The sequence below is a fragment of the Streptomyces sp. NPDC031418 genome (genome assembly GCF_055581605.1).
This window is the reverse complement of the sequence record NZ_JBVIJC010000022.1, coordinates 56,385-78,083: the sequence shown is the minus strand read 5'-3', so window position 1 is coordinate 78,083 and position 21,699 is coordinate 56,385. Positions and strand designations below refer to the sequence as shown.

21 protein-coding genes are annotated in these 21,699 nt (G+C 71.7%); 8 read left to right on the top strand and 13 right to left on the bottom strand.

Annotated elements, in window-relative coordinates:
• Positions 1–2: 2 nt before the first annotated feature.
• From ACZ5CZ_RS29380 to ACZ5CZ_RS29370, 3 genes are read left to right on the top strand one after another with little or no spacing between them, the layout of a single operon-like run.
• Positions 3–1,043, top strand: coding sequence for a vWA domain-containing protein (locus ACZ5CZ_RS29380; RefSeq protein WP_467540443.1), 1,041 nt, complete (start codon positions 3–5; stop codon positions 1,041–1,043).
• A 35-nt stretch (positions 1,044–1,078) separates the two neighbouring features.
• Entirely contained in the window at positions 1,079–1,981 is a 903-nt protein-coding gene (locus ACZ5CZ_RS29375) for an NAD-dependent protein deacetylase (protein WP_468947305.1), read from the top strand.
• A gap of 4 nt (positions 1,982–1,985) precedes the next feature.
• Positions 1,986–2,429 (top strand): DUF6087 family protein, encoded by a 444-nt coding sequence (locus tag ACZ5CZ_RS29370; RefSeq protein WP_468947304.1) that lies wholly within the window; start codon positions 1,986–1,988, stop codon positions 2,427–2,429.
• Between the two features lie 93 nt (positions 2,430–2,522).
• On the opposite strand, the gene ACZ5CZ_RS29365 is transcribed toward ACZ5CZ_RS29370, so the two are convergent.
• Complete coding sequence (locus ACZ5CZ_RS29365; protein WP_468947302.1) at positions 2,523–3,140, bottom strand: hypothetical protein; 618 nt, start codon at positions 3,138–3,140, stop codon at positions 2,523–2,525.
• A gap of 191 nt (positions 3,141–3,331) precedes the next feature.
• On the bottom strand, positions 3,332–3,943 hold the full coding sequence (locus ACZ5CZ_RS29360) for a DUF5317 family protein (RefSeq protein WP_468947300.1): 612 nt from the start codon (positions 3,941–3,943) through the stop codon (positions 3,332–3,334).
• Between the two features lie 355 nt (positions 3,944–4,298).
• Here ACZ5CZ_RS29360 and ACZ5CZ_RS29355 point away from each other — a divergent pair, with 355 nt between their 5' ends.
• Positions 4,299–5,414 carry an ABC transporter substrate-binding protein gene (locus ACZ5CZ_RS29355; RefSeq protein WP_468947298.1) on the top strand — a complete coding sequence of 372 codons (1,116 nt, stop codon included), beginning with the start codon at positions 4,299–4,301 and terminating at the stop codon, positions 5,412–5,414.
• A 30-nt stretch (positions 5,415–5,444) separates the two neighbouring features.
• Here ACZ5CZ_RS29355 and ACZ5CZ_RS29350 read toward each other — a convergent pair whose 3' ends face one another.
• The 6 genes from ACZ5CZ_RS29350 to ACZ5CZ_RS29325 all read right to left on the bottom strand — a co-directional run bounded on the left by ACZ5CZ_RS29350 (position 5,445) and on the right by ACZ5CZ_RS29325 (position 11,451).
• Positions 5,445–6,317, bottom strand: coding sequence for a YncE family protein (locus ACZ5CZ_RS29350; protein WP_468947296.1), 873 nt, complete (start codon positions 6,315–6,317; stop codon positions 5,445–5,447).
• Positions 6,318–6,354: 37 nt separating this feature from the next.
• Positions 6,355–7,743, bottom strand: coding sequence for a Dyp-type peroxidase (locus ACZ5CZ_RS29345; protein ID WP_468947294.1), 1,389 nt, complete (start codon positions 7,741–7,743; stop codon positions 6,355–6,357).
• Positions 7,744–7,984: 241 nt separating this feature from the next.
• Positions 7,985–8,476, bottom strand: coding sequence for a hypothetical protein (locus tag ACZ5CZ_RS29340; RefSeq protein ID WP_385841311.1), 492 nt, complete (start codon positions 8,474–8,476; stop codon positions 7,985–7,987).
• A gap of 104 nt (positions 8,477–8,580) precedes the next feature.
• The gene (locus ACZ5CZ_RS29335; RefSeq protein ID WP_385841310.1) at positions 8,581–9,093 is read right to left on the bottom strand and encodes a RipA family octameric membrane protein; all 513 of its coding nucleotides are present in this window, start codon (positions 9,091–9,093) and stop codon (positions 8,581–8,583) included.
• Between the two features lie 31 nt (positions 9,094–9,124).
• Complete coding sequence (locus tag ACZ5CZ_RS29330) at positions 9,125–9,811, bottom strand: DUF4328 domain-containing protein (protein WP_468947292.1); 687 nt, start codon at positions 9,809–9,811, stop codon at positions 9,125–9,127.
• Positions 9,812–9,933: 122 nt separating this feature from the next.
• Entirely contained in the window at positions 9,934–11,451 is a 1,518-nt protein-coding gene (locus tag ACZ5CZ_RS29325; RefSeq protein WP_468947290.1) for a transferase, read from the bottom strand.
• Between the two features lie 191 nt (positions 11,452–11,642).
• Here ACZ5CZ_RS29325 and ACZ5CZ_RS29320 point away from each other — a divergent pair, with 191 nt between their 5' ends.
• A complete protein-coding gene (locus tag ACZ5CZ_RS29320) occupies positions 11,643–12,965 on the top strand; it encodes a cytochrome P450 (protein WP_468947289.1) in 1,323 nt (440 codons plus the stop codon).
• Between the two features lie 34 nt (positions 12,966–12,999).
• Here the strand turns inward: ACZ5CZ_RS29320 and ACZ5CZ_RS29315 are convergent, their stop codons facing one another.
• Together ACZ5CZ_RS29315 and ACZ5CZ_RS29310 are read right to left on the bottom strand one after the other, a co-directional pair.
• Positions 13,000–14,073, bottom strand: coding sequence for a PP2C family protein-serine/threonine phosphatase (locus ACZ5CZ_RS29315; RefSeq protein WP_385841358.1), 1,074 nt, complete (start codon positions 14,071–14,073; stop codon positions 13,000–13,002).
• Positions 14,074–14,199: 126 nt separating this feature from the next.
• Complete coding sequence (locus tag ACZ5CZ_RS29310) at positions 14,200–15,003, bottom strand: AraC family transcriptional regulator (RefSeq protein ID WP_468947287.1); 804 nt, start codon at positions 15,001–15,003, stop codon at positions 14,200–14,202.
• A 73-nt stretch (positions 15,004–15,076) separates the two neighbouring features.
• Here ACZ5CZ_RS29310 and ACZ5CZ_RS29305 point away from each other — a divergent pair, with 73 nt between their 5' ends.
• Positions 15,077–15,895, top strand: a complete 819-nt coding sequence (locus tag ACZ5CZ_RS29305; RefSeq protein ID WP_468947286.1) for a phytanoyl-CoA dioxygenase family protein — start codon at positions 15,077–15,079, stop codon at positions 15,893–15,895.
• Positions 15,892–16,242 (top strand): hypothetical protein, encoded by a 351-nt coding sequence (locus ACZ5CZ_RS29300; RefSeq protein WP_468947284.1) that lies wholly within the window; start codon positions 15,892–15,894, stop codon positions 16,240–16,242. The genes ACZ5CZ_RS29305 and ACZ5CZ_RS29300 overlap by 4 nt, the downstream gene beginning before the upstream one ends.
• Here ACZ5CZ_RS29300 and ACZ5CZ_RS29295 read toward each other — a convergent pair.
• Both ACZ5CZ_RS29295 and ACZ5CZ_RS29290 read right to left on the bottom strand, forming a co-directional pair.
• The gene (locus ACZ5CZ_RS29295; protein WP_468947283.1) at positions 16,232–17,506 is read right to left on the bottom strand and encodes a glycoside hydrolase family 6 protein; all 1,275 of its coding nucleotides are present in this window, start codon (positions 17,504–17,506) and stop codon (positions 16,232–16,234) included. The two genes, ACZ5CZ_RS29300 and ACZ5CZ_RS29295, sit on opposite strands and share 11 nt — an antisense overlap.
• An 82-nt stretch (positions 17,507–17,588) precedes the next feature.
• Positions 17,589–18,530 (bottom strand): glycoside hydrolase family 6 protein, encoded by a 942-nt coding sequence (locus tag ACZ5CZ_RS29290; RefSeq protein WP_385841300.1) that lies wholly within the window; start codon positions 18,528–18,530, stop codon positions 17,589–17,591.
• A gap of 297 nt (positions 18,531–18,827) precedes the next feature.
• On the opposite strand from ACZ5CZ_RS29290, the gene ACZ5CZ_RS29285 reads away from it, so the two are divergent.
• Positions 18,828–19,841: a LacI family DNA-binding transcriptional regulator gene (locus ACZ5CZ_RS29285; protein WP_385841298.1), complete on the top strand. Its 1,014-nt coding sequence runs from the start codon at positions 18,828–18,830 to the stop codon at positions 19,839–19,841.
• Between the two features lie 60 nt (positions 19,842–19,901).
• Here ACZ5CZ_RS29285 and ACZ5CZ_RS29280 read toward each other — a convergent pair whose 3' ends face one another.
• Positions 19,902–21,656: a cellulase family glycosylhydrolase gene (locus tag ACZ5CZ_RS29280; RefSeq protein WP_468947280.1), complete on the bottom strand. Its 1,755-nt coding sequence runs from the start codon at positions 21,654–21,656 to the stop codon at positions 19,902–19,904.
• Between the last annotated feature and the right edge of the window lie 43 nt (positions 21,657–21,699).

Sequence of the window (21,699 nt, the reverse complement as noted above, 5' to 3'; positions counted from 1 at the left end):
TCATGTCCGGGAGCCAGAACTACATCAATCACGTCGCCCTCGTGCTGGACGCCAGTTCGTCCATGTCGCACCTGAGCCGCGCGGTCGTCGACGTCGCCGACCGGCAGATCGCCTACCTCGCCCGCAGGTCGAGGGAGCTGGACCAGGAAACCCGCGTCACCGTGTACGTCTTCGCGGACAAGGTGGAGTGCGTCATCTACGACAAGGACGTGCTGCGCATGCCGTCCCTGAAGCAGCTGTACCGGGTCGGTGGCATGACGGCGCTGCTGGCGGCCGCACTGACCTCGCAGCGGGAGCTGGCGCAGACCGCCCAGTTGTACGGCGACCACAGCTTCCTGACGTTCATCCTCACCGACGGGCAGGAGAACGCGAGTCACCGCTGCCCGGGAACGCCGTCCCAGGATCCGCAGGAGCTGGTCCGGGCCGTGGCCGGGATGATCGAGACGCAGCAGGACAACTGGACGCTGGCCGTCCTCGTGCCGGACCAGATGGGCAGGCGCGAGGCCATGCAGTGCGGTTTCCCGAAGGACAACATCGCCATCTGGGACGCCACCAGCACGCAGGGTCTGGAGGAGGCCGGACAGGTCATCCAGCTGGCCACGGAGAAGTTCATGGTGGGCCGCACGAAGGGCATCCGCGGGTCGCGGGCGGTGTTCTCCATGGGCGCCGAGGCGGTCAACAAGGACACCATCAAGGCGGCCGGCCTCACCCCGGTGGACCCGTCGGGCTACGAGCTGATCCCGGTGACGCGGGACGCGGCGATCCGGGAGTGGGTCGTCGAGTGCGGGCACACCTACCGCACCGGTGGCGCGTTCTACCAGCTGAGCAAGTCGGAGAAGATCCAGGCCCGCAAGCAGATCGCGGTGCTGGAGAAGAAGACGGACCGGGTGTACACGGGGCCCGAGGCCCGGTCCCTGCTCGGTCTGCCGGACGCGGAGATACGCGTCAAGCCGGACCACAACGACGACTTCACGATCTTCGTGCAGAGCACCAGCGTGAACCGCAAGCTCGTCCCCCAGACACGGCTGCTGCTGATGCTCTGACGCCTGCGGCCGCTTCCTTTCCGTACGCTGGCGGCATGCGCATGCGCCCTACTCTGAGCTGGACCCCCACCGGGGAGCTGCCGCCGGGCACCACGGACCTGGAGCCGGTCGTCGATGTGCTGAGCGCCGGCGGTGTGCTGGTGCTCAGCGGGGCGGGCATCTCCACGGAGTCGGGCATCCCCGACTACCGGGGCGAGGGCGGGAGCCTGAGCCGGCACACCCCGATGACCTACCAGGACTTCACCGCGAGCACCCGGGCCCGGCGCCGGTACTGGGCGCGCAGCCACCTCGGCTGGCGCACCTTCGGCCGCGCCCGCCCCAATGCGGGGCACCGGGCGGTGGCGGCGTTCGGGAGGCACGGTCTGCTCGCGGGGGTGATCACCCAGAACGTCGACGGCCTGCACCAGGCCGCCGGCAGCGAGGACGTCGTGGAACTGCACGGGAGCCTGGACCGGGTCGTCTGCCTCTCCTGCGGCACCGTGAGCCCGCGCCGGGAACTGGCCCGCAGACTTGAAGAGGCCAATCCGGGCTTCGCACCGGTGGCGGCGGGAATCAACCCGGACGGTGACGCCGATCTCACCGACGACCAGGTCGGAGACTTCCGGGTGATGCCGTGCGCGGTATGCGGCGGCATCCTCAAACCGGACGTGGTGTTCTTCGGCGAAGCCGTTCCGCCGCATCGGGTCGAACACTGCCGCGAGCTGGTCCGTACGGCGTCCGCGGTGCTGGTCCTGGGCTCCTCGCTGACGGTGATGTCCGGGCTTCGGTTCGTCCGCCAGGCGGCCCAGGCCGGGAAGCCGGTGCTGATCGTCAACCGGGACCCCACCCGGGGCGACCCGCACGCCGTCACCCGGGTCGCCCTCCCTCTCGGAACGGCCCTCACCACCGTGGCCGACCGGCTGGGCGTCCCCGTCGACGGCGAGGCGACGACCGGGTGAAGCGGTGGGCGTCGACAAGGTCGACCGAGACGGCGCGAGGGTTCGCCTGACGGTAGGCGTTGGCCTGGGGTGGCAGCGGAGCGCGGTTCTGCGCCACGATGCTGCGATGCACGAGGAGCCGTTGGAGGAGTGGGCGCGGCGTCGTGAGGAGCGCCGGAACGCCGCGAAGGGGAAGCTGCGCGCGGTGCCGCTCACCTCGGGTCCCCACCGTGGGGCGCACATCGAGCCCCACCAGCCCAGAGTGATCGAGGAATGGAACGGCACCGAGTGGGTGACCGTGGGGATCGTCCCTGACCTGGCGGCCGCGAAGGCGTTGCTGTATCCGCCGCCTCCGGCAGATCCCGTGGTTCCCCCGGAGGCGAAGCTCTCCGGATCGGACCGGCCGGCGCTGGGCAAGGGCCGGGGAAGGCACCGTAAACCCTCCCCGGCGGACGACCGGAATCGGTGAGCCGCCCGCTCCGCGCAGGGCTCGCCAGGCCCGCCTGGAGGACTACGCAGCCGGGCGCCAGGAATGGCTCGGCACCACCTCCTCGACGGGGCTTCAGAACGGGCGCTCGGTCCCGCCCAGGGCGACGAGTTCGGTGCTGTCCAGCACCTCCGCGAGCGCCTGCGGCGCGCCCCGCATATGGAAGTAGTCCCACTGGGCGCAGCGGATCACCTGGTCCGGGTGGCTGAGCCCGCGCAACACATCCCAGTGCAGGGCCTGGGCCCAGACATAGCCCGGTTCACCATCCACGTCCATGTCCTCCACGTCGATCGGGGTGTCCGCGAGCGCGGAGGCCAAGCGGTGGCTGTCCACGGGCCCGGCGGCGAAGTCGAGGAACGCTGCGGGGTCGGCGCCCAGCGGTGCGTCGTCGGCGGTCTCATCGTCCCGGACCGGCCAGGAGTCGTAGCGATGGGCGCGCACTCCGTCCCGCCAGACCTCCAACTCCAGCCGGTCACCGTCGTACTGGAAAGCGGCCAGCACCGGGACTTCCAACTCGACGCTGATCGGCCCGGCGAGCGCGAAGACATTGTTGTCGTCGACGGACCGGTCCGGATGGACGAGGCAGAATCCCGGCCCGGCACACGTCGCGTAGCCGGCCGCACAGATCTCGCGCAGAACGGGGGCCGCCTGGTCGAGCGGCACGGGAATCAGAACGGTGCCGTACGTGGTCACGGCCTCACCTCCTGGGGCGCGGTGACCCTACGGGGCGGTGAGACCGCGAGGCAAAGGAGATTCGGCGGTGGCCCGCCGGCCGGACGCTGGGCAACCGGCTCCGCGGGCACCTCGTCAGCCGCCGGTCCAGTCGGGGGCGCCGAGGGTGTAGAGGAGGACGGCGATCGAGGCGAGGGTGAAGGCGATCAGCGTCAGGCGGTGCCAGGTGAGGCTGTGGGACATGGCGGGTTCCCTTCTCGAGCGGGGGTGGCTGGGTGGTGCATGGCGGCCGCCACCAGCACGGCCGCGGCGGTCGCCAGGAGCACGTCGCCGATGCTGACGACGGCGTGCAGCGGCGGAAGAGGGATGGTGTCGCCCAGGACGAGCAGACGGGTGCCGTGCCCGGCCGGCACGTTCTTGACGGTCTGGGACCCGGCGCGCAGTCCGGCGTCGGCCGCCGAGGAGGGGCGGTAGGGCATCCGGCCGTTGACGGCGATCGGCAGGGCATTGAGAACCGCACCCGTGAGTGCCAGTCCCACCCCCGTCTTCAACGGCCACGACCTGCCCCGTGCGTTGACGCCCAGCCACAGCAGGGCAAGGCCGAAGGCCAACGCAAGCAGCGGTGCCCCGAGATGGCGTCCGGCAGCGCCGGGCAGGCCGGCGGTGGCCAGCTGCGCGACCTGCACGGCGGCCGCGAGCCACAGCAGCCACAGCCGTCGCAGTCGTACGCCCGGCAGCCTGCTCAGCCGGCCGCCGCTGAGGTATCCGGCAGCCGTTCCGACGGCAACCGGTCCGCCGAAGAGGATCAGCGCGGTGGCGCCCATGGCCCCACCCCGCAGGTGACGTGCCGTGACACGCTCATCACCGCCCCCGTTGCGTTCTTGCGCCGCAAGAAACGACCGGCCTGCGTCCCCGGGCACATGGCGCGTCTCGGCGAGACCGTCATCGGATCGTGGCAGAGCCCGGACACGGCCGCAAGCGCCCGGGACCGACGTCATCAGCGCGGCGCTGGACGCGCAGCTCAGCGAGGAGGAGAACGCCGAGATCGATGCCCTGTGCGAGCAGGGCCGCTTCCACGGCACGGACAGCGCCGCCGGCAAACCGCTCGCGTCGGGGGAGGGCGACCGCTGAAACTGATCATCGACTGCAACCGGATCATCACGCGGGAGACACCGACGCATGAACGCGCCCACATCGCGACGACCTGGAGCGGAGCGGAATGACGGATCGTCCGTCCGGATCGGTGCCCTCGTTCCGCTGACCCGGCCCGGTTGGGTCGAGGCAGGCCGGCATCTGCTCGCCGGACTGGAGCTGGCCGTTCGGGAGGTCAATGACGCCGGCGGCATCGGCGGCAGACCACTTGAGCTGGTGGTCCGGGACACCGCGGCCGATCCACAGCGGGCCGCGGCGGCCGTGGACGAGTTGGCTCGCCTGGGCGTGGCCGCCGTGGCAGGGGAGTACCACAGCGTCGTCGCGCGCGCCGCCGCCGAGCGGGCCGATGCCCTCGGCCTGCCGTTCCTCTGCTCTTCGGCGGTTCTCGACGCGCTCACCGAAGAGCCGACGGAATGGGTCGCGCGCCTCGCCCCGGCGCAGTCCCGCGGCTGGCAGACATACGCGGACTTCCTCCTCGGCGCGGGCCACCGCCGCATCGCCGTGGCAGCTCAGCCGAGCGTCTACTGGGCTTCCGGGACGCGCATCCTGCGCGACCGTCTCGCTCCGCGCGGCGGCACCGTCATCGAACTCGACATGAGCGCGCTCACCCCCACGGCCGTGTGCGACGCGCTCGTCGAGCATCGCGCGACGGCCCTGCTCCTCCTGGTCGGCCACCCTGAGCCGGCAGTGTCGCTCGCGCGGTCCGTCCGCCGCGACCAGCGCCTCGCCGGGATCCTGATGGGTGCTCCGGCCGGGCAACCGGAGTTCGCCGAATGGGCGGCATCGCTGGGCGGCGACGGCGCCGCGATCCCGTTCCTGCGCTATCTGCCCGAGCGCCTCGGCCCCCTCGGCGCCCGGGTCGGGACGGCCCTGCGCGAACAGCTGGGCGAGGAGCCCTCCTTCGTCGCGTTCGAGGGCTACGACACGATCGCCGTCCTCGCCGAAGTGCTCCGTTCTCAGGGCGCGGACCTGGCGTGCATCGCCGAATCCTGGCAGCAGGTCGCGGTCGAGGGTACCCGCGGGACGATCCGGTTCTGCCGCACGCCGGGCATCAGCGTCTGGCAATGGACCTGGCCGCCGATCCAGATCGTCGACCGGGATCCGGCGGACCCCGGTCGCTTTCGGATCCTCCACACCGGCTGAGGCCGGCTGCGCCCGGCTGCTCCGGATCCCTCAGAGGCTGATGACCGACACCGTGTCGGCGAAGAAGTTGGTCACGTAGAGGTGGGTTCCGTCCGGGCTGACGGCCACACCCCGGGGTGCGCCGCCGACCGGGATCGTACCCACCACTTCCTCGCGCCCGGGATCGATCACCGACACGCTGTCGAAGGGGAAGTGGGCCACGTACACCCGGTCTCCGTCGGGGCTCACCCCGACGCCGTACGGCCCGATGGGGACCGGGACACGGCCGAGCAGTGTCTTGCCCGCGATGTCGATGATGGACACCTGGTCGGCGAAGTAGTGGGTGACGTACAGCGTCCGCCCGTCGGGGCTCACCGCCACGCCGACCGGGAAGTCCAGGCCGGTGAACGTTCCGAAGTCCCCTTTCGCGAACGCGTCGGTGACGAACACCCGGTCTTCCAGGGCCAGCGCCAGATAGACGCGCTTTCCGTCGGGACCGGCTGCCACCCCGTACGGCGCATGGCCGAAGCCACTGCCCTGCTCGTCGTCCGGAAGGTTGATGATGAACAGCGTCTCGGTCTCCGGAACGGTGACGTGCAGTGTCCGTCCGTCGGGATTGGCCGCCACGCCGTACGGGCCCTCGCCGACCGGGATGGTGGCCACCGCCTCCCCACGGGAGAGGTCGACCTCCGACAGGGAGTCCCCCTTGAACTCGGTCACGTAGAGGCGGGTTCCGTCCGGGCTCACCGCGACGCTGTGCGGGCTGCGCCCGACCGGGATGGTGGTGACCCCCGCCGTGACCGGGGGCGCGGTCTCGGCCTGGGGCACCCGCCGGTTCTTCTGCCGGGCCGCCTCGAGGAGGCGCTGCAACGGCGGGTCCATGTGCGCCGCCGCCAGTTCCCGGCTGTCGTGTTCGATGGTCATGGCATGTCCTGCCTGCTGGGGGACGGACGCGCGGTCGTCACAGGCTGCTCAGGAACGGCAGCGAGGGCATGAAGAAGTACTCGCCGCCCTTCATGGTCACGGCCTGCGTGGGAGCGGGGGTCTCCTGCGTCCCGTCCTCTCCCCAGACCAGCGGCCATGACTGCGGGGGCCGGCTGCCCTGGCCGATGACCGGGTCGACGCCGGGCTCGGGAGCCTGGCCGTGTCCGGGGAATCCGGGGTTGTTCACCCACAGTTGCTGCACGAACTGAAACTGCTGGTCGATCTCGGAGTTGAACGCCATGAACAGCAGGCCGACACCGCTCTCCGGGTCGACGCCCGGCGTCCGGTCCCCGTAGGTCTGTCCGCGCCGCGCCATCAGATGCCGCTTCTCCCCCTCCGGATCCTCGAACTGGCCGGACCCGCGTGGGTTGGTCTTGCGGATGTGCGCCTGGAACGGGCACTTGTGGGCGTCGGCGTCCTGGTCGTAGGTGAAGTTGTTCATCACCGGCGTGTGGCCTATGGCCTTGGGCTGGAGAGTGAGCGGGGTGCCGTCCCTGAAACGGCCGACGAACATCGCACCGGCCCGCGCGCGGTCGTCATTGGTGAGATTCAGGGTATTGGCGAGCTCTTCCTCGGCCGCCTTGAAGGCCCGCACGTTCTGTTCCAGCTTGCGCAGCACGAAGTAGCTGCCGAAGTCCGTGCCGGGGTCGGGGGCCCCCGGGTCCGGGACCAGCACCCGGCCCAGCGACAGGAACGGATTCCATACGTCGGTTCCGTCCATCGTGTCGCGCTCCGCGTCCAGGTCCTCGGCGAGGAACAGCGGCAGGCTGCGCCCGTCGACATAGCCGAACTGCTCGATCCCGCGGCCCGCGTCATCGCGCTGGGTCTGGCCGGTCTCCTCGGCGATCACGGTGATCGAATCGGTGAGCAGCGCCTTGACCTCGGCGAGCCGAGCGTCGGCAGGGTCGTCATCGTGGTCGCCCACCAGGACGATGGCGTGGATGTTCTTCTCCTGGTACTCCTGCTGCCACTGCGTGGTCTCGGGATCGCTCAGGCGGGCCACGGACTCGGGATCTTTCATCCCCTTGTTGAAGACATCGTCGTGGAACTCCACGTTGTCCAGTCCCAGCGCCTGGTAGCCCAGCGCCGACAGCCCCACGCCGACATAGGGGGTGCCGTTCGTGCCGTGTTGGTTGTGCGCGTCCGCTTCTTCGAGCGCCGTCCTGGCCGACTTCATGAGGGGGACCAGACCGGCCAGGAAGGCCCGGCCCGCTGACGCGTCGGCGAACCCGAGGATCAGGATGTGCAGACGGTCGCGGACATGCCCCTTGAGGATGTTCGGCTGCAAGTGCTGGAGCATGGTGGCGTCGTCGCCGGTGGCGTTCTTCCATGACAGCGGTGCTGTGTTGTCGAGGTTCACGGGCATGTCAGCCCCCTTTTTCGATATTCGGCACCTTTTTTCAGTCTGGTTGAGGGAGCCGAAATATGCGAATTGATCGAGGCTCTGGCATGTGCCGGTGCGCGGCATCGCCGGTTCACGGGTGACAAATTGAACGGTGAAAATCTCGGTTGACAGGAAAAGTACTTCGCTTCAGGAAAAGTACTTCGCTTCAGCGGAACGATGTGCGAACAGGATGTGCCGGACAAACACTTGACGTGTAGGGAGGTCAGCTGCCGGACCGCACGGCACCCACAGGCCATACGACGTCGACGGCCAGCCCGGCCGAGCGGGCCGCGGCCACGGTGTCCGCCGTACCGCCGCCGCGGCCCGTGGGGGCGCTGCCGTCCCAGACGGCGACGAGACGGTCCGCACCCTGGAGCAGTCGGCGATTGGCCGCTTCGTAGGCGGCGCGCCCCGCGTGCTCGTAGGGCATGACCACCACGTCGGAGGCGGCCTTCCGCAGGGCGTCGAACCCGGCGAGGTCCGCGGGCGGGACCACCGCTTCCCGGTAGTCCCGGGACGGGATGATCACCGACAGCCGGCCGCCGAGCGAGAGGACCACCTCGGCGAAGAGGGTGTCGGCGCCGCGGGCCAGACACGAACGCCCCACCAGCGTGTCGTCGCGCAGACCGGCCAGCAGGTCACGGAGTTCCGCGCGCACGGGGCCGACCGCTTCGTCGGCCAGGTCCATGTGACCGGTGACGGCGATGGTGACCATGTGACAACCCGCTTCCCGGCAAGGCGATGTGCCCTTCACCCTAACCTGCCGCGTGGCACGGAGAGCGGGAGCCGGCACGCGGCAGCTGGTGGGTGCCGCGGCCGTCACCGCGCGAGGGCGGCGAAGCCCAGGAGGTAGGCCACGGCGAACAGGAGAGGGACCCAGCGCTCCACGCGGCCGAGCGGGAGATAGACACGCCAGTCCCGGCCCTCGCCGAGCGCGCCCCATTCGGCGGCCACGAAGGCGCGGGCCGGCAACCGCTCCTCGAGCGCCCCGATCACCTCGAACTTGCCCTTGTTCAGCTGCTGGTAGGACCGGACCGTGATCCACCAGGCGGCGCACATGCCCAGCAGGACCAGCAGAGCCGCGAAGGCCAGCGCGACCGGGAACCTGCGGTGGTGCTCCTGGGACAGCCAGGTGCCGAGGAAGACGAGCAGACCGCTGTGCAGGGTCAGGAAGAAGGTGTTGGCGAGGTTGCGCCGGGCACTGACCCGATCGGCCATCTCCACGCACAGCTTGTACTGCTCGAAGACCGCGGCCTGGTACGTCGCGGACGTGTCCCGGTAGTGGTCCGCGTCGATGGCCTCGTTCCACAAGGAGTCACCGATTCCGGCCATGTGCCGGCCACCTTCCCCATGTTCGTCACCGTCATGCCGCGTTCCGGACACCCTGGGCCTGCCACGCGGTGATGCGCCTGACGACGAGGATGACCAGCACACCGGCGCCCACGTAGAGCGCCGTGAGCAGCGTGGACACGTTCGCGTTGGACTGCACGTCCTGCAAGCTGTCGAACCTCGCGGACATGCGCCACTGGATCGGCTTGACGATGATGGTGGCCGCGAACAGCGCCCACCAGGCGTTGACCAGGGTGACGGGGACGGTCCGCCGCGGGGCGCTGGCCCGCCAGATGTCCGACACGACCTGGTAGGGGACCCACAGGTTGACCACCGGGCCGATCCAGCCGCCCACCACCCAGCCCCGGGACCGGCGGTGCGCGGCGGCACCGCTCATCAGCTCGGCGTTGATCCGGGCCCGCCACAACCAGACCAGGAACACCACACCCGCCGCGATCATCACCACGAACGACGGCCAGGACACCAGCTGTGCGAGGGTGTCGGAGTCGGCGGCATCGAGTTCCGCGCTGGCCGCCCGCCCGGCCAGATAGTCGCGGGCGACGAAGTACAGGCGCCAGTTGGCCACCGTCACCAGGACCTCACGCACCAGCTCCAGCGAGATCAGTACCGTCACGGCGGTGGCCGGACCGGTCACCTCCCTGCGCCGCTCCACACCGACCGGGCCGGCGTTCGCCGGAACGCCCTGCTGTGCACCGTCCATGATCCTCCCCCGAAGACCGGCGGCCCGCTGCGCACAGCCCGGGACCGGGATGCGGTGGGCCGCTGCCCAGTTGTGTCCCCGGTTTCCCGAGAGGTCATGCGGGACGGCCGTAACGAATCGCGTCAGCCGAGGCCGAACAGGCGCAGCGCCCGGACCACGAGCCAGGCCAGCAGGGCCAGGGCCGTCACCAGCACGAGCCCTTTCCACAGCGAGGTCTGCGTGGCGAGGGTGGCCCGCCAGGCCATCGTCCGTCTGCGGACCCCCACGGACGCCAGCGCGTCCTTCATGGTGCGGGCCACGTGGTGCGCGGGGGAGAGCAGCATCATGGAGACCAGGCCCCCCTTCACGGCGCCTCCGGCGCGACGCAGCAGCGCTCCCCGCGGGGCCGTGGCCCGGGGCACGGGCCCCACCGGGTGCACACGCGGCGTCCAGTCGGGAGAGAACGTGATGACGGCGGAGGTCCAGAGATCGCCCCCGGCCAGCTCGTTCAGCCGGGACGGGACCGGCAGATGCTCGTCCAGCCGCTCGGCCACCTCCGGCAGCCCGCCCGGCGCCAGCAGCACGAGCTTGTGCGCCGGCTGGCTGTCCCGGGCCTGCTGGATCTCCCACCACAGCCCGTCGCCCAAGCCCAGCCGCAGCACGATGAGTTGGGACAGGTCCATCAGCCGCAGCACCGTCGGCTGCCAGTCGTCCAGCGGCAGATAGAACCGCGCCGCCCCCAGCCGTGGCAGCGGCTCCCCGGGCCGGCCCACCGTGATCACCGGGCCGACGGCTCCCAACGCCCCGGTGAGCTGCTCCTCCCGCGAGTGCAGACCGATGAACGCCGCCGAGTCGTCGACCTGCGCGGTGGTGTCGTCGTCGGTGAAACTGCGCAGGTAGAGCACGGGCCGGCGGCCGTCGGCCAGCAGCGCCTGGGCCGCTCCGCGCGCCGAACGGGGGCGGCTGGGGCGCAGGATCAGCACCCCGGCACCCAACGCGGCCAGGCCACCGACCAGCGACAGCATGAACGCCGTCGGCGGCATGTCGGAGCCCTTGCGCTGCGCCGTGCTGACGGCGATGACACCCGACGCGAACAGCACATAGCCGACACCGCTGGCCACCAGGAACAGCGGCCGCCGCCACCAGGGCCGGTGCGGGAGGAAGCGGTTGACCACGCGGACGATCTCCGCGGCGCCCGACCGGCGACGCCGCCGCAGCCACAGAGCCGGCACGGGCAGCAGCACGGCCGGCACCGCCCACGCCAGCGCGGTCACCCGCGACGAGCCCAGCCGGTGAGCGAGCCTCGTCCGATCCCGCTCGACCTCGGCCGCCAGCCCGGCGGCCCGCGTACGGGCCGGGGAGAACCGGCCCGCCTCGGCGTCGCGGGCGACGGCGGAGACCACGCTCCGGCTGCCTCCTGACGGGGCGTTCTGCGTGAACCACCGCTCGCCCGCACGGAGTTGGGCGCGCGCGGACACATCCCCCGCGGTGGCGTGGTCCAGCGCGGCGGTGAACGCGGCGGCCCGCGCCGGGGCGCCGTGGAAGCGGTCGCAGGCCCGCAGGTCCAGGCCCGCGGTGATCGCCAGGTGCAGCGCGACGTACGCCGTGACGATCGCGGCCGCCGTGACCAGCCGCGCGAACGCCCGTAAGCCCGAGGACACCCCAGCCCACCCCCCACCGGACCAGCGCCGTCCGGCGCAGACTGCGTCCTGTCCTACCACCCCGGCCCACCGGCCGTAAGCGGTTCGGGCCGCAACCGCGCACCGCCGAGCCCCTGGGCGACCTGTCACCGATTGCGTCCGCTCCCGTACAGTCCGTGCTGTCGGTCCCCTTCGACCAGGAGAAGACAAGCATGGACGTCGAAACCGGTCCCGGTGCTCTTCCGTGCGATGCCGCGACGGTGCGGCCCGTGCCCGAGGCCGGACCCGGACTGGTGGAGCGCTGGCGCGCGGGCGGGGGCGAGCTGGCCGAGCTGCTGTCCGAGGTACGGCAACAGGTGGGCGGTGTCGCCGCGTTCCGGCTCGGGACGGCCCCCACGGTACTCGTCACCGACCCCCTCGCGGTCCAGCAGGTACTCGCCCGGTACCCGGAGCTGTACGTCAAGCGCTCCCATCGCGCCCGGCTGCTGATCGGCGACGGGGTGCTCGCCGCCACCGGGACGGCCTGGAAGCGGCAACGCCGGTTGCTCCAGTCCCAGTTCACCGGCACCGGGATGCGCCGCTACGCACAGCGGATCACCGAGGCCGCCCGGACCACCGCACGGCGCTGGGCCGGATACGCCCGCACGGGGCAGACCTTCGACGTCGGACAGGAGATGCGCCGCTTCGCCCTGGACGCCATCTGGCGCTCACTCACCGGGCATCCCCTCGACGAGAGGACCGAGCGGGAACTGGCCGCCGTGGCCGCCGTCGCCACCGCCCTGCCGACCCTGCCCGCCGACACCGGCGACGCCCGGGCCGCCGTCGCCGCCGATCTCGCGCGGATCGACGCGGTCGCCCGGCACGCCATCGACGCCGCCCGGGCCGGCGCGGCAGGTCCCGACGGGCCGGGCCTGCTGCGCGTCCTCCTCGACGCCGCCGCGGACCACCCCGAGTACACCGACCGGCTGATCCGCGACGAGCTGGTCACCCTGCTCATGGCCGGGCACGAGACCACGGCCACCACGCTGACCTGGCTGTACCTCCTCCTCGACCGGTATCCGGCGGCCCGTGAGGCCGCGCTGGCCGCGGGCGGCGAAGGCTCGGCGGAACGCCGGCAGGCCGTCCAGGCCCTGGTCCACGAGACGCTCCGGCTCTACCCGTCCGCCTGGCTCCTGCCCCGGCACGCCACCGAGGACCACACCCTCGCCGGCCACGCCGTCGAGGCGGGCACCGACATCCTGGTCTGCCCCTACCTCACCCACCGCGACCCCGAACTGTGGCCGGAGCCGGAGCGCTTCGACCCCCGGCGCTTCCTCACCCCGGACGGCCGGCCCTCCCACCCGGGCGCCTACTTCCCCTTCGGCATCGGCCCCCGCGCCTGCCTCGGTGTGCAGTTCGCGCTGCGCGAGTCGACCGTCCTGCTCGAACACCTGCTGCCGAGCCACGTCCCGGTCTTCGAGGCCACCCCCGCCAAGACGGCGTACGGCATCACCGTCCGCCCCGACGGCCCCGCCCCGGCCCGCCTGCGGGGCTGACGGCCCGGCCACGTCGGCCGCGCACCGGGCCCGTTCACGGCGCCTCGGGCAGCAGACAGACCGCGAGTGCCGCGGTGTCGTCCGTCAGACCGGTGTGGCTGTAGGCCAGCAGGTCGTCGTGGAGCCGGGCGAGCAGATCCCCCGGCGGCAGCGGACCCCACGAACGCAGGCGCTCCACCAGGGGATAGAAGACACCGGCCGCGTTCCGTGTCTCCGTGACGCCGTCCGTGTACAGCAGCAGCTGATCACCGGGGCGGAACGGGTACGCGTCCACCTGATAGGGGTCGTCGACCAGCATGCCCAGGTTCAGCGGCGGAGCCGACCGCCCGCTGTCCAGCTCGCGCACCTCGCCGGCCCGCAGCGAGAGCGGGGGCGGATGGCCGCAGTTGACGATGCGGACGACCTGGCCGTCGGCCGGGATCTCGGCGAAGACCGCGGTGACGAACCGCTCGCCGGTCTCCCGGCCGCCGAGCTGCGTCGCCCGGCGCCTCATGCTCGTCTCCAGGCGGCCGACGAGAGCGGGCAGATCGGGTTCGTCGTGCGCCGCCTCCCGGAACGCGCCGAGCAGGGCCGCCGCGGTCTCCACCGCCAGCAGTCCCTTGCCGCGGACATCGCCGATGAGCAGCCGGACCCCGTGCCGGGTGGGCACGGCCTCGTACAGGTCGCCGCCGATCCGGGCCTCCGCGGCGGCGGAGAGGTACAGACTCTCCAGGAGCAGGTTGCCGATGCGGTGCGGCACCGGGCGCAGCAGCACCCGCTGCGCGGTCTCCGCCACGAAGCGCACATCGGCGAGGGTGCGCTCACGCCGGATCCGGTGGGCGGCCAGGATCGCGCCGAGGCCGCCCACCAGGGCCGTACACACATAGGAGGCGACGTAGTGACGGTCCCACAGATAGCCGACGGCCCGGCCGGCGCAGCACGGGGTGCCGGCCAGCACCCCTTCCAGGACGAGGGCGAACAGCGTGGCGGCGGCGACACCGGCCGGTCCATGGGCGAAGGCGGCCACCAGGGGTACGGCGATCAGCACGAAGCTCACCGGCCAGTCCACCGGAGTCACCGGCTCCAACAGCAGCACGACCACGACATAGAGGACCGGCAGCCAGCGCAGCCACGCGGGCGGCGCCGGCGGCCGCGCCCGGGTGTCGGCGGCGTCCTCCGGCTCCCGGCCGGTCCCTGGGTGCTTCACCCGTCCAGCCTGGTGCGCCACGGCCCGGCACACCGGTGATTGCTCCGCTCAGCGGCATGTCAACGGCGCGCCCAGGGGTTCCTCGGGCCCGGCCGCCCGTACGGCACGCGGGCTCGCGCCCAGCTCCCGGCGGCAGGCCTTGTTGAAGGCCTGGAGGTCGGCGATGCCGACGGCCGCGGCGATGGCGGAGACGGACAGCGTGGACGACAACAGCAGATGACGGGCGCGTTGCAGACGCCGGTATCGGATGTACGACACCACCGTGCGGCCGGTCTCGGCACGGAACACCCGGGTCAGATGGGTGTGCGAGACACCGACCGCGCGCGCCACCTCCGGTACGGACAGCGGCCCGGCCAGGTGTTCCTCCAGGTAGGCCTGGGCGGCGGCCACATAGGGGTGCACGCGTCCGGCTTCGGCGCCCCTCGGCAGCTCGGCGATGCGCCACAGGGCGGACCAGACCTCGGCGGAGGCACGTGCGGGAGAGTCTGGCATGGCCGTCACGGTGTGCCGGAGCAGATCGGTCAGGACCGCACGCTCGGCCGCGGCGTCCTGCATCACCGGGACCTCCCGTGCGCTTCCGGTGCCCCGCAGCCGGAAGTGGACGTAGAGATGCTCCGACCTGCCCCGGTAGTGGAAGTGCACCTCGGTGTCCGGGGGCACCAGGCTGACCCGGCCGGGCCGGACGGTGTGCACCGACCGGCCGAGACGCAGCTCGCCGTCGTAGCCGTAGAGGTGCAGCTGCCACAGGCCGGGCAGCCGGAAGACGTCGTGTGCGGTGGCCACGCCGTGTACCCCGATACCGGCGCCGACCACGGTGGGCGGCTCGTCGAGCCGTAGCGTTGCGCGCTTCACGAGGGTGGAAAGCTACCAGCGGTGGACGATTTCGGCCCACGACCCGGGCCGCCGGGGCCCGTACGGTCGTCGCATGCCCACCACCAAGCGACTCCTGACCTCGGTTCAGGTGGCACGGTTCGTCGCGCACGGATATGTGCGGCTGGACGCAGTGGTGCCACCGGAGATCAACGAACGGGCCCTGGCAGCCCTGACGGAAGGCCTGCCGCCGGTGCCGTACGGCACCCCGCTGGCCGAGGCGTTCGCGCAGGACACCTTCGTCCATCAGCTGCTCGCCCTGCCGGCCGTCGCCGGCGCGGTGGAGAGCCTGGTCGGTCCCGGGCCGACCGTCGACCACCACGCGGTGCACGTGCGCGAGCCGTGCGAGGGACAGGCGCAGCCCCTGCACGCCGACGCGATCATCGATGTGCGGCCGGACGCCTTCGACATCCAGCTCATGTACTACCCGCACGAGGTGACCGCCGGAATGGGCGGCACGCTCAGTGTGCCCGGCAGCCATCTGCGCAGGATCAACGAGACGGACATCGGCCGGGTGCAGAACCTCCGGGGGCAGACGCGGCTGACCTGCCCGGCCGGCACGGTCGTCCTCGTGCACCACGGCATCTGGCACAGCGGCCGCCGCAACGACACCGCGGACCGCCGGTTCATGTACAAACTCCGCCTCAACCCGACCGTGCCGCAGGTGCTGCTCTGGGACACCTCCGACCTGCACGACCCCGCGGTGACCGCGGAACTCGGCAGGTACTTCCCCTGGTACGAGCAGGCCACGGCCCGGCTGGAGATCCACCAGCGGGTGCTGCTGTGGCGCGCCCTGACCGGTGACGACTCCTTCGACGTCGAGTACTGGGTCACCCGCGTCAGCAACCGGCCGGCCCTGAGGAGTCACCGATGAGGCAGCACGTCCTGGTGCTCTACCTCGCGACGTCGGCACTCGACTCCGATGTCGTGGGCTGGTCCCGGTACGACGGCACCGGCCGGTCCCGTCCGACGACCGGTGACGGCGACGAGCCGCCGTACCCCACCGGGCTCGCCGCGCTGCACGACGGCTGGCGCCTGTTCCAGGTCTCCCAGCTGCTGCCGCCGCAAGCAGGCCACGAGTACGACGTCTCCTTCCTCAAGCACGAGTTCTTCTTCGAGAAGCTGGAGGAAGATGTGCCGCACCCGCCCGGGCCCGGACCCGGTGTCCCCGGACCGCCGGGGGCCACCGGGCCGCAGGCACCGCGCGGGCTCAGCGGTTGAACGTCAGACGGGGTACGGCGTTGCGGGCCAGGGTGTGCGCCTGGTCGGGCCACCAGGCGCCGGCGGGCGGGTCGACGATGCCGTACTCGGGGTCGATCGTCCCGCCGGTGTTACGGGTGCAGCTGCCGTCGGACTCGCCGGGGGTCTTGATCCACAGATAGGCGTCGACCAGCGGGACGCCGGTGTCGGCGGTCGGGCGCGGGCCGAGACCGCGGCCGGGCGCGTTGCACCAGACCTCCGGGTCCCCGGTGTACTTGCCCGGCGCCGGACTCCAGGCGCCCTGACCGTTGCGGCTGGTGTCGATCACGAAGTGGCGCAGCTCGTCGGCGGGCGGGGTGCCCACGTTCTGGTCGTACCAGGCGTCGGTCCACCGCCAGGTGGTGGGGTCGGTGGAGGAGACGGAGCCGCCGGGGGTGCCGTCGTTGGGGGCGGCGGACGAGTAGTACTGGCTGGCGCACCAGTCGGTGTGGCCGCGCGCCTGCTCCGGGCCCTCGGTGGCGTACCAGAGGCACTTGGCGATCCAGGTGCCGTATCGGGCGTTGTGGTCGGTGGGGAGCATGTTGGACACGTTCAGGGAGAAGCCGTCGGCGTCGCGGACCCCGGCGTCCTCCAGCCGCTGCGCGATGTCGCCGACCGCCCGCCACTGCACGTTGCCCGCATCCAGGTAGACCGTGCTGTGGGACCTGGCCTTCAGGGTCTTCACGGCATACGCGAGGTCGGCGATGCGGGCGGTGGTGAGGTCGCCGGTCGGGTCGGTGGTGGGCCCGCAGTCCTTGGGCAGGTTGGCCAGCCCGTCGGGTTCGACGACGACCACCGCCTCGGTGTCGCCGATGCCGGCGGCGAAGGCGTCGATCCACTGGCGGTAGGCGGCGGAGGACGCGGCTCCGCCGCTGGAGTACTGCGAGCAGTCCCGGCCGGGGATGTCGTACGCCACCAGGACGGGGGTCCGGTCGACGGCGTGCGCCCGGCGGACCAGCTGGTGGACCCTGCCGCGCACCTCGTCGGGTGTGCCGTCGGTGAACCACGCGGCCTGCGGCCAGCTCGCGAGCCTGGCCATGTCGACGGCGTCCTCGGTGTCGCCGTTCCTGAGGTCGACGAGGGCCTGCCGGGCGGCCTTGCTGTGCGGGTCCACGTAGAACTTCGTGGCCGGGCTGAGCGCGTGGTGCGCGGGCGTGGCCTGCGCCTGCGTCGCGGTGAAGGCGGCGCAGGCGGTGAGCGCCGCGAGGAGGGCGGTCGCGCGGCGCCGTAGGCTGCAGGGTGTCATGGCTGCTCCTGGTCGGGGATGGCTGGGGGAGGGTCCGCCGCCCGGCCGCGGGGAAGGGGATGGCCGGGCGCAGGGTCCGGGATCAGTAGCCGTAGATCATCTTGTAGGCGACCTCGGGGAGGAACTGGCCCGCCGTGGAGCCGGTTCCGACGCCGCAGTTGCCGTCGGACTCGCCCGGGGTCTTGATCCACAGCAGCATCTCGGCGCCTCCGCCCTTCTGGGTGGGCGTGCCGATCCGTCGGCCGGAGGGGTTGCACCACTGGCCGTTGGAGCCGTTGCCGTTGCGGCTGGTGTCCACGACGAACGGCTTGGTGTAGCCGTAGCGGGCGCTCAGTTCGCTGTTGACGGCGTTGCCGTAGGCGATGTTGTCCGCCGTGGGGAAGTAGTTGGAGATGTTGAGCGAGAAGCCGTGGGCCTGGCGCAGGCCGGCCGCGTTGAGGCGCTGGGCCATGGTCGCGGCGCTCACCCAGCCGGAGTTCCCGGCGTCGAGATAGACCCAGGTGTTGGGCGCCTGGCGGGCGAACTCGGAGACGGCGCCGGTGATCATGCCCTGGCGCTCGTCGATCTGAGCCTGGGTCATACAGCTGTAGTCCGCGAGGGAGTCGGGTTCCAGGAGGACGAGGGCGGGGCGGCCGGCGATCCCGCCGGCGAACTGGGAGATCCAGTTCGCGTAGGCGGACGGCGAGGAGGCTCCGCCGGAGGACTGCCCGCCGCAGTAGTCACGGTGGTAGATGTTGTACGCGACGAGCAGGGGCAGCTTGTCCTGCTGGTCCGCCGCGCCCACGTAGGCACCCGCGGCGGTGCCGATGGTACCGCTCCAGGAGCCGAACCAGTGGGCCATCGGGGTGTTGGCGATGGCCGCGCCGATGGCGGCCGCCCGCCCGTCGCCGGGGTTGGCGGCCACCCACTGCTTCGCGCTGGAAGCGGGGTCGACGTAGAAGCCGTTGGTCATGGTGGTCGGGTCGGCCGCGTGCGCGGACGGTGCGACGGCGAGCAGCAGCGGCAGAGCGCCTATCGCTGCCATGAGGGTACGGAGCCTGTGGCGGCGCATGTCGGTACCTCGGTTTCCTGGTGGGGGTGCGCCGCACGCTCTCGTCCCGGGCGTGCGACGCGCTGAGGAAGTGCGGTGGTGCGAGCTTGGGAGCGCTCCCATTGGAAGCGGTTCCAGTGACACGGAGGGCCTTCTGGGTACGGCCGGTATCGTGTTACGCACTGGTAAAGCTGTCAAGAGTCGATGCCTCAACTGCCCTTCCCACGCGGAACGGTGAGTCGTACAGTCCTGTGACTGGAAGCGCTCCCGGTGCGGAAAGGCGGATGGCCCATGGCGGCAGACGTGCCCCGTCGGCAGGCGACGCTCGACGAGGTGGCACGGCTTGCCGGCGTCTCCCGCTCGGTGGCCTCCCGCGTCCTCAACAACGCCCCGCACGTCAGCAGCGCCAAGCGCGAGGCGGTGGAACAGGCCGTACGGCAGCTGGACTACGTCCCCAATCCGACCGCCCGCGCGCTGGCCACCCGGCAGACCGGAGCGGCTGCCCTGGTCGTCTCGGGGGAGGACCCCTCGATCTTCGCCGACCCGTTCTTCGCCCAGGTGATCGTGGGGGCGTCGGCCGCTCTGGAGGAGGCCGACCTGCATCTGATGCTGTGTCTGGCCGCCTCCGAGCGGGGCCGCAAGCGGGTGGCCGAACTCCTCCGGTCCCGGGGCGCCGACGGGGTCATGCTGATGGCGCTGCGCGAAGGCGATCCGCTGGCCCGGGTGGCCGAGGAGGCGGAGATGCCCGTCGTGTTCGGCGGCCGCCCGGTCGGTTCGACTCCCCGCTGGTACGTGGACGTCGACAACGTCGGGGGCGCCCGGGAGGCCACCGAGCACCTGGTCTCGCGCGGGCGGACCCGCGTGGCCGCGATCTGCGGGCGGCTGGACACCGAGGCCGGGCGCGCGCGGTACCGCGGCTACCGGGACGCCGTGCTCGCGGCCGGACTCGAGCCGTTGCCGCCGCAGGAGGGGGACTTCACCGAGACCGGCGGAGCCGCCGCGATGGCCGCGCTGCTGGCCCACCACCCGGACCTGGACGGGGTGTTCGCCGCCAACGACAACATGGCCGTGGGAGCGCTGCGCGTTCTGCGCGAGGCCGGGCGGACGGTCCCCGCCGAGGTCGCGGTGGTCGGCTTCGACGACCTGGCCGTCGCGCGGATCGCCGATCCGCCGCTCACCACGGTCCACCAGCCCATCACGGCCCTCGGGCGGGAGATGGCGCGCATGCTCGTCGCGCTCGTCGACGGGCAGGACCCCACCCCGCTGATCCTGCCCACCCGCCTGGTCACCCGCTCCAGCGCCTGACGGCCGGGCACGGGCCCGGGTCGCCCTGGCCGCCGGGCGGGGGCCGGGGCGGGCGGCCGGTCAGGAGGCCGAGCCGGTGACCGTGCTTCCGGACCTGGTGACGTGGTAGGTGACGACGGTGCCGCTCCAGAAGTGGAACTTCAGCGTCACCGGTTCCCCGTCGCGCAGCGTGTTCAGGAAGTCCGTGGTCAGGATGATCGTGCCGTTCGGATAGTCAGGCGAGAAGGCCCTGTTGAACTCCTGGTACGGCGTCCACGAGGCCTGTCCCGCGTTGCTGCCGTCGGCGTAGGTGGCCTCCATGGTCGCCAGCAGGTCACCCCGGTACTGCGTGGGAAGGGCGAACGAACCGGTCGTACCCGTGGCGTCCGACAGCACCGGAGGGTCGTAGGTGACGATGTCGATCTGCCAGGGAAGTCCCGCGGAGAACCGGGCCTTGAGCGTGGCGTCGACCCCGTAGGCCCGGTCGCCGGCGAGCCGGGTCAGGGCGCCGGCCGTGAGGGTGAGCCGGTCGCCGGAGACGGTGTAGTCCCGTCCCGGGACGAGCCGGGTGCGGCCCTGCCACAGGCCCCGGAACGAGGTGCCGTTCAGGTTGAGGGTGAGCGTCTGGGCGGTGATCGGGCCCGACTTCGGCAGGAAGACCTTGTCGAAGGAGGCGGTTCCCGAGCGGGTGGTCCAGCTCGACCTGATCCAGGCGAACAGGGCCGGGTCCCGCCACTGGAGGGTGGAGCGGTTCAGCAGGGAGAAGGGGTCCCACAGGGCCGTCGTGACCCCGGCGACGCGCGCCTGGTAGCCGAGCTGTTCGAAGTACTTCAGCCCCTCACCCCGCTCGATGGGGTCGGGGTGGGTGTAGTCGGGCCAGCTGAGCGTGCCGTACTCGCCGAGGTAGACCGGGATGCCCTTGGCGACGAACGTGTCGTGCATCCGGGCGAAGGCGTCGGTGAGGTCCTTCTGCGCGGTCGCGTCGTACCGGGTGCCGCCCGCGATGTTCACGCTGAACGGGTACCAGCTGTAGTAGTGCACGGTGGGGACGAGGTTCTTGTCGTGCAGCCTGCCCATCGTGGCGGCCAGGTCGTCCATCAGGGGCTGGGTGGGTGAGCAGCCCAGGGTGGGCAGGACCAGCAGACGGCCGGCGTTCCGGCCGCCCGAGGCGCGGACGATGGTGTGGAAGGACGTGTTGAGTTCGTCGAGGAACTGGGTCTTCTGCGCGTCCGTGGCGTTGTTGAACTGCGGCTCGTTGATGCTCTCGAAGAGCAGGGTGCGCGGCTCGTCCCGGAACGCCGTGGCGACCTGGGACCAGATGGCGTCGAAGCGGGCCAGCACCGTGTCGTGGTGGGCCGGCATGTCCGCGATCCACTGCCACGAGTCGTGGTGGACGTTGATCACGACATAGAGCCCGTCCGCGAGCGCCCAGTCGACCACCTGCCTGACGCGGCTCAGGAACGTGGCGTCGATGGTGTAGGGCGCGCTGGCGGACTGGTGGCCGCTCCAGGTCACCGGGATGCGGACGCTGCGGAAGCCCTGCGCGCGGATGGTGTCGAACAGCGCCTTGGTGACCGGCGGGTTGCCCCAGGACGTCTCGTCGGGAATCGCGTCCAGGGTGTTGCCCAGGTTCCAGCTCGGCTGCATCGCGGCCACCGCGCCCCTGGCGGAGGCCGGAACCCTGACCGCCCCGCCCGCCGGTTCCCGGGTGCTGCCGGGCGCGGCCAGGGCGGTGCCGCCGGCCAGCCCCAGGAGGACGGCCAGCGCCAGCAGCAGGGCCGCCAGGCGACCGGGTGGGCGGCCGCGGTGGCGTGCGGGATGCCGTATGTCTGCCATATGTCGTCCCTTTCGGATCCGTCGTGCCTTTCGGTGGGCGGTG